Source organism: Enterobacter cloacae complex sp. 2022EL-00788, from assembly GCF_026627565.1.
Taxonomy (GTDB): Bacteria; Pseudomonadota; Gammaproteobacteria; order Enterobacterales; family Enterobacteriaceae; genus Enterobacter; species Enterobacter pasteurii.
Genome location: NZ_JAPNMC010000023.1, coordinates 41,141 through 58,437, shown reverse-complemented (window position 1 = coordinate 58,437; position 17,297 = coordinate 41,141). Strand labels below are relative to the sequence as shown.

Genomic DNA, 17,297 nt, shown 5'->3' with positions numbered 1-17,297 from the left:
AAGACGCGGAGAAAAATTTCTGGCAGACTGTCTGTAAAGGCACGATGAGGTCTCTTCTGATTTGTTAGCGCAACCAGTAGATCACACTTCATCGTGCTTTTCATTTTTCTGGGGAACCCTCAGCCCACGGGGAGAGGGAATAGAACGTAGGCCGGGTAAGGCGAAGCCGCCACCCGGTTTTTTTTAACTCTCGATACCTTTGCTGCGCAGATAATCTTCGTAGTTACCGGTGAAGTCCACCACGCGCTCTGGCGTAATTTCAATCACGCGGGTCGCCAGCGAGCTGACGAACTCACGGTCGTGGGAAACGAAGATCAGGGTGCCCTGATACATCTCAAGCGCCATGTTCAGCGATTCGATAGATTCCATATCCAGGTGGTTGGTCGGTTCGTCCATCACCAGAATATTCGGTTTTTCCATCATCAGCTTGCCGAACAGCATACGGCCCTTCTCTCCACCGGAGAGCACTTTAGCAGGCTTCTTGATGTCGTCCTGGCTAAACAGCAGGCGCCCCAGAATACTGCGCACCGCCTGCTCGTCGTCGCCTTCCTGCTTCCACTGGCTCATCCAGTCGAAGACGGTGAGGTCGTTTTCGAATTCGTATTCATGGTCCTGCGCGTAGTAACCAATCTGCGCGTTTTCAGACCACTTCACGGTACCGTTGTCCGGCTGCAGTTCGCCGACCAGGGTTTTCAGCATGGTGGATTTACCCACGCCGTTGGCGCCCAGAATGGCAATCTTCTCGCCCACTTCCAGCAACAGGTTGAAGTTTTTAAACAGCGGACCCTCATCGAAGCCTTTGGTAAGGGCTTCCACTTCCAGCGCGTTACGGAACAGTTTCTTGTCCTGCTCGAAGCGGATGAACGGGTTTTGACGGCTGGAGGCTTTAACTTCTTCCAGCTTGATTTTGTCGATCTGACGGGCGCGCGAGGTGGCCTGACGCGATTTAGAGGCGTTGGCGCTAAAGCGGCTGACGAAGGATTGCAGGTCGGCAATCTGCGCTTTCTTCTTGGCGTTGTCGGCCAGCAGACGTTCACGCGCCTGGGTTGCCGCCGTCATGTATTCGTCGTAGTTGCCCGGGTAAACGCGCAGCTCGCCGTAGTCCAGATCCGCCATGTGGGTACAAACCATGTTCAGGAAGTGACGGTCGTGCGAGATTATGATCATGGTGCTGTCGCGATCGTTCAGCGTCTGCTCCAGCCAGCGGATGGTGTCGATGTCCAGGTTGTTCGTTGGTTCGTCGAGCAGCAGGATTTCCGGGTTAGAGAACAGCGCCTGGGCCAGCAGCACGCGCAGCTTCCAGCCTGGCGCGACTTCGCTCATCGGACCGTAATGCTGTTCGACCGGAATGCCCACGCCCAGCAGCAGTTCACCCGCACGCGCTTCCGCGGAGTAGCCGTCCATCTCGCCGTACTGGGTCTCCAGATCGGCCACTTTATAGCCGTCTTCTTCGCTCATTTCGGCGAGACCGTAGATACGATCGCGCTCCTGCTTCACTTCCCACAGCTCCGCGTGCCCCATGATCACGGTGTCGAGCACGGTGAACTCTTCGAAGGCGAACTGATCCTGACGCAGCTTACCGATGCGCTCGTTCGGATCGAGCGACACGTTGCCCAGCGTCGGCTCTAAATCGCCGCCGAGGATCTTCATAAAGGTGGATTTTCCGCTACCGTTGGCACCAATCAGGCCGTAACGGTTGCCGCCGCCAAATTTGACGGAAATATTTTCGAACAGCGGCTTACTGCCAAACTGCATAGTGACGTTGCTGGTAACTAACACGGAGAGATTCCTGCGAAAAGTGTGATAAACGCGGCATTATGCCACAATTCCGAATTGAGATCCCGTGTTGCGGCAATCCACTAAACTTTAACAAATTCGAAAAAAATGTGATTTCGTACACATCTGAATTCACTGTTAGCGGGAATGCACATATAATGCGCTCCCATTACAGATTCAGTCTTATCAACTCATCGCCGGAATGGCTTAGATACCTCGCATAACATGAACATGAAATTAACAACGCTTTTTGCGGCGGCGTTAGCCGTAGTAGGTTTTTGTAAGACCGCTTCTGCGGTGACGTATCCCCTGCCTACAGACGGTAGCCGTCTGGTGGGTGAAAACCAGGTGGTGACGGTACCGGAAGGCAATACCCAGCCGCTGGAGTACTTTGCGGCGCAGTACCAGCTCGGCCTGTCTAACATGATGGAAGCTAACCCGGGCGTTGACCCGTATCTGCCGAAAGCGGGAACCGTGCTCAACATTCCACAGCAGCTGATCCTGCCGGACACCGTGCACGAAGGTATCGTGATTAACAGCGCCGAAATGCGTCTGTATTACTACCCGAAAGGCACCAACACCGTGATCGTGCTGCCCATCGGTATCGGCCAGCTGGGTAAAGATACCCCGCTGAACTGGACCACCAAAGTTGAGCGTAAGAAAGCGGGCCCAACCTGGACGCCAACGGCTAAAATGCACGCCGAGTACATCGCTGCGGGCGAGCCGCTCCCGGCAGTTGTGCCTGCCGGCCCGGATAACCCGATGGGCCTGTACGCGCTGTACATTGGCCGTCTGTATGCGATTCACGGGACCAACGCCAACTTCGGTATCGGCCTGCGCGTAAGCCACGGCTGCGTGCGTCTGCGTAACGAAGACATCAAATTCCTGTTCGAAAACGTGCCGGTCGGCACGCGCGTGCAGTTCATCAATGAACCGGTGAAGGCGACGTCAGAGCCTGACGGCAGCCGTTACATTGAAGTGCACAACCCGCTGTCCACCAGCGAAGAGCAGATCAACAACAACGAAATCGTACCGATTAAGCTGACCAGCGCGGTGCAGTCCGTTACCTCTCAGGCGGACGTGGAAACAACCATCGTTGACCAGGCGATTCAGAACCGTTCCGGGATGCCTGTGCGTTTGAACTGATAACGACACAACGAAAAAGCGGGCTTCGATGCCCGCTTTTTTTTATCCGTTATTGACGATAACGATGCCGCCGTGGTCGTAACGATAGTGACAGTGCGCGTACTCCAGCGGCGTGCCATCTTCCAGATAGATCACCTGCTCCACCTCCAGCACCGGATCGGTTTGCTCGCAGACAAGATGCTGCATATCCAGCGCGCTGGGCTTCAGCGCCCGCACCACGCGATACGACCCCATGATCTTCAGCCCCAGCGTCTCCTGAACATACCGGAACACCGAACCCTCAAGATGGGTTTTATTCAGGCCGGGCACCAGGCTGAGCGGCATCACGGTGGAATCAAGCGACATCGGCTCGCCGTTCAGCAAGCGCAGACGGATAAAGTCGTATACCGGCGTATCCGGGTTAATCATCAGCGACGCCTGCTCTTTCTCGTTCGGGAAGCGCAGCTCAAAGTGCACCACCTGACTGCTCACCGTGCCCAGATGTTCCCAGGTTTTGGTTGCGCCGAAGTAGTCGCTGCCGGAGAGATCCCACTGCGACAGCTGAAGGAAGTTTTTGCGGATAAACGTGCCCTGCCCCTGGCGGGTATACACCAGCCCTTCAACGATCAGCTGGCGCATCGCCTGCTGAATGGTCATCCGGCTGGTGCTGAACTCCGCCGCCAGCGCAAACTGGTCCGGCAGCGGTTCATTGGCGGCGTACTGCTGGCTGATAATCCGTTTCTTAATTTCCCGCGCTATGGTGATGTACTTCGCCGCCATCGTCCTTCCTTATGATTAGTTTTCTGTCCCGCTGTTTTTCAGGGCCACTCGCTCGGCAACGTTGAGGAAAGGCAGGTAGAAGAATACACCAAATACAATGATTGCCAACTGCACCACCACGGCGCGCCAGTCCCCCGCCGTCGCCAGCCAGGCGCTGAGGAGCGGCGGGGTTGTCCACGGGATCATCACCACGCAGCGCGACATCAGCCCAAGCGTGGTACAGAGCCAGGCGAAGTAAATGCCGATGGCGGGCAGCAGCACAAACGGGATCATCAGCGGCAGGTTAAAGACAATCGGCAGGCCGAAAATCACCGGCTCGTTGATGTTAAACAGGCCCGGCGCCAGCGACAGCCGCGCCACCTGCTTCGCCGACCGCTGTCGCGAGAAGATGAAGATAGCAATCAGCAGCGAGATGGTACTGCCCGTTCCGCCCACCATGCCAAAGGTTGGAACGAAGATACTGTTGATGATGTGCGGGATCGGCTGACCACCGGCAAAGGCCAGCATGTTTTCGTTGGTGTTAATCAGCAGAAACGGCTCCAGCACCACGCTGTTCACCACCGACTGGTGAATGCCGAGCGTGAACAGGAAGTTGCCGAAGCTGTAGATAAAAATCGTTCCCGGCAGGCTGGTGTTAATCAGCCGCAGCGGCTGCTGAATAAACGTGGTAATGAGGTGGATCAGATCCGTGTGCAGCACGTTTGCCAGCAGCGCCGCCAGCACCGCAAACAGCGACAGCGTGAGGATTGTCGGGATCAGCGCGGTGAAGGACTGGCTGACCGCCGGCGGCACGTTCTCTCCCAGCGAGATATGTAGCACCCTGAGCCGCGAAATGGCGATAAACAGCTCGGTTGAAAGCAGCCCAATCAGCACGCCGGCGAAAATGCCGGTGGAGCCGATATTGGCGAAGGTCAGCACCTGCGTAACGTTTACCGCGGCGTCGCTGCCGACGGGCGTAAGCGGGACGCGCATCGGCATCATAATGATAAAGCTGCTGACGGCGATAACCACTGCCGAGACCGGATTGTCGAAATCTTTGTTGCGCGCCAGCGACCAGGCAATCATCGGTGCCAGCAGCAGCGCGGCGATATTCAGCGTGCCGTTGACGATCGCCTCGCCCCACATCTTAAATCTCACCAGCGTGTCGCCTTCAAAAAGCCACGGGAAGACCACGTTGTTCACCAGCACCGCCAGGCCGGCGAGGATGAAAATCGGCATTACCGTGGCGAAGGCGTCGCGCAGGGAGCGAAGGTGCACCTGGTTTGCCAGGCGCGCCGAGAACGCTACAAATTTATCGACAAAAGACTGCATGTGCGGTGTGATTTTTGTTTCAGACATAGCGGAGAGTTCCCATCAATCAGTCACAAAAACGGCCCGGCAGCGTACGGCTTACATCTCGCGTCCGTTGGTATGGATGACCTGTTTTAACCACGCGTAGCTTTTCTTCGGCACGCGCTTCAGGTCTTTCAGGTCATGGTTTTCGCGGTTGACGTAGACCACGCCGTAGCGCTTACGCATGTCCCCCTGCGAACTGAGAATGTCGATCAACCCCCAGCCGAGATAGCCCATAACTTCAGCACCATCCTCGAACATGGCGGCCTTCATGGCCTCGATATGCGCCCGGTGATAGTCGATGCGGTAGGTGTCGTCGATCGGGTTTACGCCGTCCCAGGATTCAATCACCCCGATGCCGTTTTCAATCGGGAACACCGGCATCCGCCAGTCGTTGGCGTAGCGGGTGATGATGGTGCGAAAGCCCAGCGGATCGATCTGCCAGTTCCACTCGGTGGCTTTAAGGTACGGGTTATTTTTCTCGCCGTGCAGCAGGTAATAGTTCACCGGCGTGCCGTCCGGGATCGCATCGCTGTCGAGCGTTTTGCTGGCATAGTAGCTGAAGGCCATAAAGTCGTTTTTGGTTCTCGCGAACAGCGCAAGATCCTCAGCACGGAAGATATCGCCGAACCCTTCCTGCTCCACCACCGCCATGACCGCCGGGCTGTAGCCCTGACCGGCAAAGACGCGCAGCAGGTTCTGGTTGAGAAATTCGTCGAACTGCAGGGCGCAGAAGATATCGCGCGGTTTGCAGGTGGCCGGGTAAACCAGCTGGTGCGCCAGCATGCCGCCCATCAGCTGGCCCGGCTTTGTCTGGTGCAGGTAGTCGGTTAGCGACATGTGCGCCACCATCGCATGGTGCTGGAGCTCATACAGCTCGCGCAGGGTTTGCTCCCCTTTCATATAGCCGGAGATGCGGAAGGCTTCCGGCATATGGAAAATGTTCTGCTCGTTGAAGGTCAGCCAGTACTTCACGCGGTCGCCGAAGCAGTCGATCATCTTTTTGCCGTAGCGGATAAAGGCCTCCACCACGCGGCGATCGTTAAAGCCGTTGTACTCCTGCGCCAGCGCCAGCGGCATATCGAAATGGTAAAGGCAGATCATCGGCTCTATACCGCGGGCGATCAGATCGTCGATAAAGCGGTCGTAAAAGGCGATGCCTTCCTCGTTGAACTCGCCGTCGCCCTGCGGACAGACCCGGCTCCAGGAAATCTGGAAACGGTAGCAGTTCATGCCCAGATCCTGCATCAGGTCGAAGTCTTCCCGGTACCGGTGGTAGGAATCCGTGGCAACTTTCCAGTCGGAGATGTTTTCTCCCGCCTCGCGGATGTCGTAGACCGACATACCCTTTCCGCCCTCATTCCAGGCCCCTTCCGTCTGCATGCTGGATACCGAATTGCCCCATAAAAAGTTGGCCGGCAGCAATTTGTTCATGCTCTCTCCCTATATGACTAGTCATTTAAAATCTCATGACTAGTCATATAGGCGAAGATGAAATGTCGATCAAAGGGGAGGATCGTTTTTTGTGAGCGGCGCAATAAAAATGCGTTCGCCGCGATCGGGACCGGCTCACTGGTGCTGATGTACTAAAACGCCGCACGCGCGCCGGGCATTATCCCACGGGTACGGCTTAAGAGCTGGGTATCGGCTGGCGTTAACGCCAGCATGATGGGACTGGAGCCAGTTCCAGCAGCCCAGTGCATTGGCGGGGTCAAGCTATTGCGGTAATTGTCGAAGTTATTTAACGGTTCGCCACCGTTGACCCGGCAAAAGATTTTGTCGGCTCAAGTAGCATGAAAGCTACCGGTCGAAGATGTGTGGAGTTACCGGCACCCGGCACGTATCAGCCCTGCAATACAAAATCGTAAGGCAAGGTGTTACAATCCTTAGCGTTCTCTTCTGAACATTCAAATAAAATGATGAATAAAATTCTGGTCAGTGCCTGCCTGATGGGGCTTAAAGTCCGTTATAACGGAAAAGAGAAAGCGCAGATGAGTCAACAACTTGCTCTCTGGCAACAGGAGCAGCGCCTGGTGATTCACTGCCCTGAGCTAGCTGCCGGGCTACCCGTTCCGAGACCACCTGCAGAGATTGTGTCGGCCGATGGTAGAGACGTAATGTGCGGACAAGCCAGAATAATTGAAAATACTGGAGCGGATGTAACTGCTCATTATCAGCTTGCAGCCTGGCTGGCTCTGCGAGCAGCACGAGAATCAGGATGTGCAGCAGCATTGTTAACTGATGGTAGCCCAACGTGCGGAAGTCAGTTTATCTATAACGGTTCTTTCAGCAACCAGCTTACATCGGGTATGGGAGTGGCAGCATCACTGCTCTCCGATCATGGTATTGCGGTATTTTCCGAAACCCAGTTTGCGGAGCTTGTTATATGGATTCAAGAACGGGAACGAGCGGTTAACCACGTAGAGCGCAATTCTGTTCAGAATAGGTGTGATCTGTAAGCCCGCAGGATCGAGCAGGTAAGAACAAGTGAAAAATTCACTTGTTCTTTCGAGTTAATAAAAAGGGATTTGTTTATTAACGCATGCTTTTATATCAAAAATTTTAATTACTCGTTTGAGCTTCCCACAGCATTGCCTTTTGCTCATATGAGACTTTGGCTTTAGGGGAATCATCTGCAATCTGTGAACGTCGTATAAAAGCCAACTGCTCGCGTACATCTGAAACCTCTTTACGAGCTTCAGCACGTGAAAGCTCCAGCTTGTTTGCTTTTTCCTGAGAGCGAGCCAATTCTTGATTTAGCTTATGAATTTGTTCTTTAGCTATGCTTTCATGCGATTCAAGCTTTGCAGCTAAAGTAACCTGTTCATTTCTTGCTCGTTTCAATTCTGAAGTAAGTTGTCTCTCTTTCTCTGCAGCCTGGTCCAGGCGAAGTCGCATCCCAGTCAAATTATTTTCATATGATTGTCTTTCCTGTTGCAGCGTTTGTTCAACAGAACGCAGTGACTCCTGAATGCCGTTTACTAATTTTTCTGTGGTTTCTTCGCGCTGTCGTATTGTTTGATCCTGAGCCTGAACTCTTTCTTTTAGTTGATTAATTTCCATACCGCGTTGGCGGGACAAAAGTCTCTCAGATTCAAGAGATTGCGCTAGCCAGGTATTTTCAGAAAAAGCTTCCCGAAGTTTTTCTTCAAGCTCTTCTACTGTCTGCGCAGCATCAGCGAGCTCACGTTCTGCTTGTGCCGTTTGTTCTCCGGCAGCTCGGGTGACTTCTGATACTCGCCGCTCTGCTGCTCGTACAGCTTTGTTGTTTAATTCAGTTGCCAAATGAACGATACGTTCAGTAAGGGATGCTGCTACGGTTTTAACTTCCTCAGCTACTTCTACGGGGAGACCGTCACCACTATTTACATTTATACTCGAATGTGATGTCTGGTATTCATCCCAAACTTGCTTCAATGTTCCCGGGTTTCCACCTCCAATTCGATTACGGAGTGCAAAGCCTGTAACGTTTCGTCCTTCACTTTGCAATGCAATGCCCGCATCGATAACTTGTTTTGGTTCATATTCTGCATCAATCATAGCGCTCTCTCAATAATTTAATCATTAGTCTAAAAAATGCTAACTACCAGACCAAAAATCACAACAATGATAAAAAATACAACCAGTACTTTTGTACCTTTCTTTTTGTGGCATTTAAGTGACTCATGTAAATCCTTTTTAGTCACTACCTCAGAAATTAGTTGTTGCAAGTAAAACAGTTCTTCAGTGACCAGAGAGAAAGCCTCCAGACATTTATCTGAAGATTCTTCGTCACGTTTGATATTATCTGTACCCTTAGGGTTATTTAAGCAATCTTCGCCCTCATTATCTGGGAATAACATTTGCCACTGGATTATTATGTCGTTAGCCATCCCCACTCTCCTTTTTCTGCAGTTTTGCCATCCAGTCAAAAACAATCATACTGTGATATCGGCTGATGTAACCACAATGCGTGCAAACAGTGAGATATTCTGCATTGTCTGGAGTAATATCAAATGCATGATTAATTGACTGATACCATACATAATGCCCCTTACCACCATCCATTTCTCTGGTAGGTATATATAACTTGTTTATCCCACATGATAAACATACCTTACTGGCCTCCCTTTCCAATAAAAATTCACGGAAGATCTCTGGACTAACCTGAGAGAAAATATGGTATAAAGACTCATCTTTGCTTGCGCATGCAACTTTTTCTATTTCACACACAAAATAAACCCTTTGAGATTTTTTATTATAAAAGCCCCTTACTTAAAGGCTATAACTCTAAATAAGAAAGCTTTCTGTTTGCTGGCATCTCTTAAAGTTAAGAGATGCCACATTTTTTATTATTTAATATTCACACTTACAAAATATTCTTTACCTAAAATCTTACCATTACCTAACCAGTCAACACCTCTAACTCTTAACAACGGCACACTCCCTGCCTGGGATAGTTCATAACCGTTAGAATCGAGTACAGCGAAAGAATTATCTTTTACTACAAAACTAACGAAATGGTTATTATTCGAAGCAGACGTAAGTAATTTTATCTTATTCAGATAAGACGGTGCGTGCTCGGTAACAATTTGGGCGACTTTTTGCTGCCAGCCAGAAAAAGTGCTAATATCCTTCGATACTTCCATATTTGCAGCAATCACTCCGAACAATTCAGCATCAGCTTGTGCAATATTGAGACGAGACTGTGCACTACGGAAAAATCGTTGCTGATCCAGTTGAAGTTGTTCCTGCTTTGTTTCTTCTGCTGCTTCTTTTTTCTTCCAGAACTTCCAGCTTTCAGAATCTGACGGTTTCTTAACACTCTCAGATTTTACTGGCATCATCCAGGCTGAGGTATTAACTGTATCGAACAGCGTTGAAGCCATCCAGGCAGTACAGATCGATTGCTGGCTTCTCAAATCACTGTTTAAAAGCACGGCAGTACTGCGATCTACTTTCTCACCTTTTAAAGAATTAACAACGTCATCTTTATTTTTTGCTCCCTGAGCAATAGCGCATATCTCCTGCATTAACACATCATTTCGCTTCCCATTTACACTCGGAGTCATACGAATAAGCGTTTCTGCAATAATATTATATGAAGGAATCGATAGCGTTTTTGCTGCCTCCTGCGGAGCAGCTAACACTACATTTGATGAGCAGAGGATTCCCAATCCCGCTGCAATCATGATCTTATTGAATTCACTCATTTATAATCCCTTATTAGTTTAGTTCAACAGTAACTCGGCGATTTGGAGCCAGACACTCCACAACGGCTAGTGTTTTTGGACCCGCGCAATATTTAATGGCATTGCTCTCCCCCATTCCATATGCTTTTACAGCATTAGAAGGAATACCATTTTTAACCAGTAGTAATTTTACAGCTATTGCTCTTTTATAAGATAATGTTTCGTTTTCAGCCGCCCCCCCAAAACGATCTGTATAACCAGTAACAATAACATTTTGCCTTTTAAAATCAGGATTGAGTTCTAATATTTCCTTAGCAAGTGCTTCTATTTTACCCGAGCCAGCTATATTTAGACTAGCACTTCCAAATGCGAATAATGACTCTGCACTTAAATCCTTATGTAGCGCTACTTTGTTTGTCTTGGCTGATGGCGTTAATTTTGCAAGACAGTCTTCCGGCTTAAAATAAAAACCACGAGCTTTCATTTTATCATCAAAAGTGATTTTGTATTGGCATGTCATTACTCTCCCACCAGGAGCATTAAAATGGAGTATATAATCCCACTCTTTTACAAATAAAACTCCCTCATGAAAATGAGGCGCCCCCATTAGTTCGTAAATCTGCGCCTTTGTCATATTATCTCTTACAAGCGACAGATTTTCTAATGAAACATAAGAACCTTCCTCCCTAACAGCGGATATCATTTGAGGAAATTTTGGTGATCCCGTTTTTCCAGAATCACTAACTTCACTCAATGTTCTGGTACAGCCGGCCACCAGAATAACAGCCAAAAGCGGCCAATGAGAAAAAAGGTTTTTTTTCTTAGTCATAATATATTTATCTCAGTTTTACCAAGCCGGGTTAGACACCCGGCCTGGTCAGAACAATCAGATCACCACTGGTAACCGACGCCTACGTTGACACCATAATCACCCTGGGAGCTTGAGCTACCCGACAGTTTGGTAACCCATTTTCCGTTATCAGAAATAACAGAAACACCTAATGCCACAGCTGATTCTCCCTGGAATGTTCCTCCCCCCATCGCCACCATACTTGCACCCGGCGAATAAGGTTGCGGTAAACCAGCCATAGCCATTGCTCCAGCTACGCCAGCGCTCATTTTACGTCCCTGCTTCTCGACCATATTTTTCAGCTGTCCGAACTTATTGTTCGTATTCTGATTAATCGTGCCAACAGCATCATTCAGTTGGGATACATTTACTGCATCAGTAGGTGCCTCACCTGCCGCAACATTAGTAATTTGACGTTCCGCCCCAATGGAACCTACAGAAACAGAGTTATCACGGTCGGCGATAGAATTTGCCCCCAATGAAACTGAGTTTTGCGATTTTGAGGAAGAGCCATTACCTAATGCAACGCTATTTTCGCCTGATGCAGAAGAATTAGTCCCCACTGACATACTGTTATTACCTGACGCTTTTGCGCCTGCGCCGCCAGCGAGTGAATCCTTTCCTGATGGATTAGGTCTGGAATTATTACTGGTATTATTTACCTGGAACATTCCATCCTTACCCTCACTAATATTAGTGATCGTACCGCCAATATTAGTAATTTCATCACGGACGCCATTTAACTGGCCAACGTTTACAGCATCTGTCTCTTTTTCCCCAGCGGCTACGTTCGTAATCTGTCTTTCATTCCCCTCACTGCCAACGGAAACCGTATTTTCACGGTCAGCAACAGAGCCAGCCCCCAGCGCCACTGAGTTTTTACCATTCTCAGTCACAACAGCACCAGAACCCAGTGCAACGGAATTTTCAGCCTTAGAAGTTGAATTTTCACCTATAGATACTGAAGCATTTCCTGTGGCCTCGGCATTATGTCCGTTTGCTAACGCGCCTGAGCCTGATGAAATAGCACCATTGCCACTTGCAATTGAATTATCACCAGACGCAACGGCATTAGGTCCAATAGCCACAGAGTCTGTTCCAGTAGCTTGAGAATCCGCTAATGTCGAATTGGTATGGAAATACTTCATCCCTGTGTTATAGATGTTGTTGATAATGACATCACCATAATCCTTTAACTGGCTGACATTGACAGCATCTGTAGCATCAGTACCAGCTGCAACATGAGTAATTTTTTTACCTCCCGCATCAATACCGTTCACTGTTATACTTGGACCGCCATTAATGACGAGACCGGTATTTCCAAGCATTACATTGCGACCGACCGTCAATCCATCGTTAGTCAGAACACTTTGTCCCGTCGTTACTGAACTCAGGATAAGATCTTCATTGAGATCGTATGTAACCGTACCGTTCTCATGTTGCACTGTTAAATTGCCGGAAAGATCTGTTGGATTTTCATCTGCTGAAGCAAATGTAACAGTATCACCTGAATTAACCTCATAAGATGCCGCATAACCAAGGTCATTTGCATCACGGATATTCCAGCTACCACCTGCGCTTGCAGCGACTTCATTTAGCTGACCCAAGTTAACGGCATCATCTAAATTCTGCCCATCAGCCAGTCCGGTTATTCTGTTGCCATCGTTAATTGTGATATTTCCAAATTTCGGCGAGTCTGCAATTTCTATATTGAGATGACCGAAGCTATCAACGTTTGTCCGAATATTTCCACCACTGTAACTGCCTGCTGTGCTGCCCTCACCCAGCACATTCATAGTGTCGCCCAGGTTCAGGTGGCCGCTGCCGGCGTTCCCTGCCAGGTTCAGCCCCTTCGTCGTCAGGTCGCTTCTCAGACTGGTCATCTGGTCCACATTTACCGCGTCGGTGCCCGCGACGCCCGGCGCCACGTTGCCGATCACCTTCCCGCCCGCGTCAATCCCGCCGGTGGTGATGGACGGGCCGTTCGCGATGGTCAGCCCGTCCGTGTTCAGCACGCTGTTGCCCGCGGTCACCGAGTCCAGGTCCAGATCGCGGTTCAGGGTGAGGTTGATCACGCCCGCGTCGTCCGCCCCGGTCTGGGCCACGTCCAGGTTGCCGTCCGCCGAGGTGAACTTCACCTCGCCCGCCGGGCCGATGTTCGCCGCGTTACCCGCCGCGTCCGTCACGTTCCAGCCCGCATTGGCCACCGTGGCCACGTCGTCGAGCTGGTTCATGTTGACCGCATCGGTGCCCGCCACGCCCGGCGCCACGTTGCCAATTATTTTCCCGCCCGCGTCGATGCCGCCGGTGGTGATGCTCGGGCCGTTCGCGATGGTCAGGCCGTCGGTGTTCAGCACGCTGTTGCCCGCGGTCACCGAGTCCAGATCCAGATCGCGGTTCAGAGTAAACTCAACGTCACCAGCATTTGTGGAACCATTCTGTTCAACCGTCAAATTGTTATCTGTGGAAGAGAATTTAACTTCTCCATTTCCACTAATATTTGCTTTATTTCCGTTTTCATCGGTAACGAACCAGCCTGCGCTTGCTGAGATCACCGCGTTGTTCAACTGACCAACGTTTACTGCATCTGTATCCGCAGTACCTGCTGTAAGTCCGGTAATTTTTCCAGAGCCATTATCGTTAACAGTGACGTTGCCGAACTTCGGCGCGTCCGCCAGAGTGATATTCAGGTTGCCCGCCGCATCAACATCGGTCTTCAGGTTGGCCCCGCTGTAGCTGCCCGGGGTGTTGCCCCCGCCCAGCACGCTCAGGGTGTCGCCCAGGTTCAGGTGTCCGGTCCCGGTATTACCCGCCAGGTTCAGCCCCTTCGCTATCAGGTCGCGGCCCTGGTCGGCCAGCTGGCTGACGTTCACCGCGTCGGTGCCCGCCACGCCCGCCGCCACGTTGCCGATCACCTTCCCGCCCGCGTCGATGCCGCCGGTGGTGATGGACGGGCCATTTGCGATGGTCAGGCCGTCGGTGTTCAGCACGCTGTTGCCCGCGGTCACCGAGTCCAGATCCAGATCGCGGTTCAGAGTGAGGCTGATCACGCCCGCGTCGTCCGCCCCGGTCTGGGCCACCGTCAGGTTGCCGTCCGCCGAGGTGAACTTCACCTCGCCCGCCGGGCCGATGTTGGCCGCGTTACCCGCCGCGTCCGTCACATTCCAGCCCGCGTTCGCCGCCGTGGCCACGTCGTCGAGCTGGTTCATGTTGACCGCGTCCTTGCCGTCCACGCCGTCCTCAACCCCGCTGATACGACCAGTGTCCCCGTCGTTGATGGTGACGTTGCCGAACTTCGGCGCGTCCGCCAGGGTGATGTTCAGGTTCCCCGCCGCATCCACCCCGGTCTTCAGGTTGGCCCCGCTGTAGCTCCCCGCGGTGCTGCCCACGCCGAGCACGCTCAGGGTGTCGCCCAGGTTCAGGTGGCCTCTGCCAGCGTTCCCCGCCAGGTTCAGCCCCTTCGCCGTCAGGTCGCGGCCCTGGTCGGTCAGCTGGCTGACGTTCACCGCGTCGGTGGCGGCGCTGCCTGCGGCCACACTGGTGATTGCCTTCCCGCCCGCGTCAATCCCGCCGGTGGTGATGCTCGGGCCGTTCGCGATGGTCAGGCCGTCATTGTTAACGATTGAATCGCCAGTTTTAATGCTGCCACTATCGGTTAAATCGAGATTATTGTTTAACGCAACCTCAAGTACCCCAGCATCCGTAACACCTTTCTCATCGATTTGAATGTTGTTATTAGGTGTTTTGAACTGTAAAGAACCACCATTTTTAATAGAAACTCCATCACCATCGTTATCGAGGAAATTGAAGCTATTATCTAATACAAGCTGATCCATGGCATTCTGGAAAGCATATAGCTGAGAACCATTTATTGCATCCGTACTGGATGCATTAACGCGACCAGCAGCAAGACTGGTAATAGTGCGCGTCACGCCGGTATCGGTATTACCAATACTCATAGTCGAAGTTGGGTTACCCCCTGCCATAGCATAAGATTGCCCACGTATCACTATTTCTGGGGTTTTGACAATCGCATCGGTTTTAGAACCAACACCTATAGCAATAGAATCAATATCAGAAGCTTTTGCATTGTAACCAAGTGCAATTGCACCTGCCGCCGTTACATTTACATTCCCACCGATAGCAATTGCCTTTGGTGCACCAGAAATAAGAGACTGGGCCCCTAAGTTCACAGCGAATTCTGAGTTTTGAATGGTATTAACAGATCCAACAGATGCAGCAAATCGGCTGTTGAAGATACCATTTTTACCCATTACCCCAATATTGCCAGCATCATTCCAACCAGCTCCAATAGTTACAGAGTCATTACTGTCAACCACCTGTAAATCATTACCAATTACAGTAGAGTTATTACTATTGGAATTTATTCTCCATCCTACAACAGTGGTATCACCATTGGTTGCTTTGGAATTTATACCTATTACGGTAGATTGAGAGGCAGATAATGATCCTGAACCTATTGCAATTGTCCCTGAACCGCTTGGTAATGTGCAAATGCCAGCAGTAACATCAGCTGTAGTACACAGTAAACCACCGTCTGCAGTATAAGCTGCAAAAGCGGGAGATATACCACCTAACTCTGATAACATTAGAAATGCAGATGAAATAGCAGATAATCGAAAAAGCTTAAAAACCCCACAGGAAACCACAGCCCCACAAACGCTGTGACTTTTACCTTTTGAAACGGTGAGTTCACTGACAGGTATCAACATTCCCCTATCTGCATCCCATATCAATCTATATATTTTATTCATTTTCTTCCCTTAATTTTTCATAAAATAATATTTTTAAAGCTATAGTTGATGAAATGCCTCCCAATAGTTAGAGCAAATTAGAATGAAAAATTGTCCAGGTTATAAATCAACGCGCTGACGAACCATTGGCCTTATATGACATAAAGCTTTGACTATAGAGTATGCAGCTCCATCTCCAGACACTCTAAATTTCTGATAAGCAGAGCGCTTATAATAACTTACTCTCTTTCGCTCAATATCCTTCTGTAAATAGCTAAATCGTTTAAAAGTGAGTCCAAAATAGTTAAAAATAACCATCTCCTCTTTTTTCGACAAAGATGCTTCAGTCCTGGATAAAATAGCAGGAGTTTTGATAAAAAGTCTGTTCAGCCGATCCAGAGAAATATATCGATCGATAACCAAAGAATCTTTGTAAAAAAGAACCATGTCGTTTTTACTGAGGGTTCGAATAGAGTAGATTACATTGGTGTTATCTAAGCAAGATATTTCCTTAATGATATTTAAATCATCCACAGCTAAAAGAACAACATCATCCATAGTCCTGGCTGACGTAAGGAAAATATCTATTAACCCACCACGAGTCAGATCGTACAGGTAATAACATGTAACATTCAAATATCGTTTACCATTAAATAGAGACTGTAAACCTCTAATATAATAGTAATCGTCAGATATGATTTTAACATTCTTTCGCATAGACGCACCCTTATCCCTGGCCTCCAAATTTATTTAAAAAAATGCAAAACTCTTTAACTGGAACTGGCTTTGAGTAATAAAAACCTTGCATTAAAGAAATGCCACACTCTTCAAGTGCATGTTGCTGGTTAGAATTTTCGACTCCTTCAGCAATAACTTTTACATCACAAAAACTCGATAGGCTTACTATACTGTTAACTAGTTTCTTGTGTATTAATTCGTTTTTTTCAGTGATACGAGTTACAGAACGATCTAGTTTCAGCATCGCAACGTTAGTGATTCCAAAGTATCGCATTGCTGCGGAGTTTATCCCTGCATCATCAATAGCAATTTTTACACCAATTGAATCATAAAAAGCGATTGATTCGATTAACCCTTCCGTTAAATCCATAACATTTCTTTCGACGATCTCAAGCAACACTTCAACATTTGAAGGGAAGCAATGTTTAAATCTGACGATCTCTTTCTTCATCGCTTCTGACATAATCTGTGATGCAGTTATGTTCAATGTGAAAATAAACCCTTGCGGTATATTTCCTATAGTATTATATCGACTCAGTTGTTCAACTGTTTTAAGTAACAATTGCCTGGCGTAGAAATCAGCTCGACCCGGAGCTTCAAGTTCTTCTATTTGAAATTGATTTAGGATGTAACCTTTATTTGTCTCAACCCGACAAAGAATTTCTACGCCTGCAAGCGTGCCATCTAAAACATTAACAATCGGTTGCAAGAAGGGAGTTACATCCATTATAGATGCTGAGTTATAAACAGCATTGAACTCCATTCGAGACT

General features: G+C 49.5%; 14 protein-coding genes. 2 read left to right on the top strand and 12 right to left on the bottom strand.

Features of this window, described 5'->3' with window-relative positions; all coding sequences use genetic code 11:
- Positions 1 to 183 precede the first annotated feature (183 nt).
- A complete protein-coding gene (locus tag OWK27_RS23340; RefSeq protein WP_267591316.1) occupies positions 184 to 1,779 on the bottom strand; it encodes an ABC-F family ATPase in 1,596 nt (531 codons plus the stop codon).
- Between the two features lie 222 nt (positions 1,780 to 2,001).
- On the opposite strand from OWK27_RS23340, the gene ldtB reads away from it, so the two are divergent.
- Entirely contained in the window at positions 2,002 to 2,922 is a 921-nt protein-coding gene (ldtB, locus tag OWK27_RS23335) for a L,D-transpeptidase (RefSeq protein ID WP_193356600.1), read from the top strand.
- A 42-nt stretch (positions 2,923 to 2,964) separates the two neighbouring features.
- On the opposite strand, the gene OWK27_RS23330 is transcribed toward ldtB, so the two are convergent.
- The 3 genes from OWK27_RS23330 to OWK27_RS23320 are packed head-to-tail and all read right to left on the bottom strand — an operon-like array spanning position 2,965 to position 6,447.
- A complete protein-coding gene (locus tag OWK27_RS23330; protein ID WP_242174706.1) occupies positions 2,965 to 3,681 on the bottom strand; it encodes a GntR family transcriptional regulator in 717 nt (238 codons plus the stop codon).
- Between the two features lie 15 nt (positions 3,682 to 3,696).
- Positions 3,697 to 5,019, bottom strand: a complete 1,323-nt coding sequence (locus tag OWK27_RS23325; protein ID WP_267591315.1) for a PTS sugar transporter subunit IIC — start codon at positions 5,017 to 5,019, stop codon at positions 3,697 to 3,699.
- 51 nt (positions 5,020 to 5,070) lie between these two features.
- Complete coding sequence (locus tag OWK27_RS23320) at positions 5,071 to 6,447, bottom strand: glycoside hydrolase family 1 protein (protein WP_267591314.1); 1,377 nt, start codon at positions 6,445 to 6,447, stop codon at positions 5,071 to 5,073.
- Positions 6,448 to 6,929: 482 nt separating this feature from the next.
- Between OWK27_RS23320 and OWK27_RS23315 the strand changes: the two genes are divergently transcribed.
- A complete protein-coding gene (locus OWK27_RS23315; protein ID WP_267591313.1) occupies positions 6,930 to 7,472 on the top strand; it encodes a DUF523 domain-containing protein in 543 nt (180 codons plus the stop codon).
- 103 nt (positions 7,473 to 7,575) lie between these two features.
- Here the strand turns inward: OWK27_RS23315 and OWK27_RS23310 are convergent, their stop codons facing one another.
- The 8 genes from OWK27_RS23310 to OWK27_RS23275 all read right to left on the bottom strand — a co-directional run bounded on the left by OWK27_RS23310 (position 7,576) and on the right by OWK27_RS23275 (position 17,289).
- Entirely contained in the window at positions 7,576 to 8,553 is a 978-nt protein-coding gene (locus tag OWK27_RS23310; RefSeq protein ID WP_148418671.1) for a DNA-binding protein, read from the bottom strand.
- Positions 8,554 to 8,582: 29 nt separating this feature from the next.
- Complete coding sequence (locus tag OWK27_RS23305) at positions 8,583 to 8,885, bottom strand: hypothetical protein (protein WP_267591312.1); 303 nt, start codon at positions 8,883 to 8,885, stop codon at positions 8,583 to 8,585.
- Complete coding sequence (locus OWK27_RS23300; protein ID WP_176610813.1) at positions 8,878 to 9,225, bottom strand: hypothetical protein; 348 nt, start codon at positions 9,223 to 9,225, stop codon at positions 8,878 to 8,880. The genes OWK27_RS23305 and OWK27_RS23300 overlap by 8 nt, the downstream gene beginning before the upstream one ends.
- A 119-nt stretch (positions 9,226 to 9,344) precedes the next feature.
- The gene (locus OWK27_RS23295; RefSeq protein WP_267591311.1) at positions 9,345 to 10,205 is read right to left on the bottom strand and encodes a hypothetical protein; all 861 of its coding nucleotides are present in this window, start codon (positions 10,203 to 10,205) and stop codon (positions 9,345 to 9,347) included.
- Between the two features lie 13 nt (positions 10,206 to 10,218).
- A complete protein-coding gene (locus OWK27_RS23290) occupies positions 10,219 to 11,013 on the bottom strand; it encodes an OmpA family protein (RefSeq protein WP_267591310.1) in 795 nt (264 codons plus the stop codon).
- Between the two features lie 62 nt (positions 11,014 to 11,075).
- The gene (locus tag OWK27_RS23285) at positions 11,076 to 15,809 is read right to left on the bottom strand and encodes a YadA-like family protein (protein WP_267591309.1); all 4,734 of its coding nucleotides are present in this window, start codon (positions 15,807 to 15,809) and stop codon (positions 11,076 to 11,078) included.
- A 99-nt stretch (positions 15,810 to 15,908) separates the two neighbouring features.
- Positions 15,909 to 16,505: a hypothetical protein gene (locus OWK27_RS23280; protein ID WP_176610817.1), complete on the bottom strand. Its 597-nt coding sequence runs from the start codon at positions 16,503 to 16,505 to the stop codon at positions 15,909 to 15,911.
- A gap of 10 nt (positions 16,506 to 16,515) precedes the next feature.
- A complete protein-coding gene (locus OWK27_RS23275; RefSeq protein ID WP_267591308.1) occupies positions 16,516 to 17,289 on the bottom strand; it encodes an EAL domain-containing protein in 774 nt (257 codons plus the stop codon).
- Positions 17,290 to 17,297 lie beyond the last annotated feature (8 nt).

Excerpts from the sequence above, each read along its gene's own strand:
- OWK27_RS23320 (WP_267591314.1), bottom strand. The coding sequence starts at position 6,447 with ATGAACAAATTGCTGCCGGCCAACTTTTTATGGGGCAATTCGGTATCC.
- OWK27_RS23315 (WP_267591313.1), top strand. The coding sequence starts at position 6,930 with ATGATGAATAAAATTCTGGTCAGTGCCTGCCTGATGGGGCTTAAAGTC.
- OWK27_RS23280 (WP_176610817.1), bottom strand. The coding sequence starts at position 16,505 with ATGCGAAAGAATGTTAAAATCATATCTGACGATTACTATTATATTAGA.
- OWK27_RS23310 (WP_148418671.1), bottom strand. The coding sequence starts at position 8,553 with ATGATTGATGCAGAATATGAACCAAAACAAGTTATCGATGCGGGCATT.
- OWK27_RS23330 (WP_242174706.1), bottom strand. The coding sequence starts at position 3,681 with ATGGCGGCGAAGTACATCACCATAGCGCGGGAAATTAAGAAACGGATT.
- OWK27_RS23285 (WP_267591309.1), bottom strand. The coding sequence starts at position 15,809 with ATGAATAAAATATATAGATTGATATGGGATGCAGATAGGGGAATGTTG.
- OWK27_RS23290 (WP_267591310.1), bottom strand. The coding sequence starts at position 11,013 with ATGACTAAGAAAAAAAACCTTTTTTCTCATTGGCCGCTTTTGGCTGTT.
- OWK27_RS23325 (WP_267591315.1), bottom strand. The coding sequence starts at position 5,019 with ATGTCTGAAACAAAAATCACACCGCACATGCAGTCTTTTGTCGATAAA.
- OWK27_RS23305 (WP_267591312.1), bottom strand. The coding sequence starts at position 8,885 with ATGGCTAACGACATAATAATCCAGTGGCAAATGTTATTCCCAGATAAT.
- OWK27_RS23275 (WP_267591308.1), bottom strand. The coding sequence starts at position 17,289 with ATGGAGTTCAATGCTGTTTATAACTCAGCATCTATAATGGATGTAACT.
- ldtB (WP_193356600.1), top strand. The coding sequence starts at position 2,002 with ATGAACATGAAATTAACAACGCTTTTTGCGGCGGCGTTAGCCGTAGTA.
- OWK27_RS23295 (WP_267591311.1), bottom strand. The coding sequence starts at position 10,205 with ATGAGTGAATTCAATAAGATCATGATTGCAGCGGGATTGGGAATCCTC.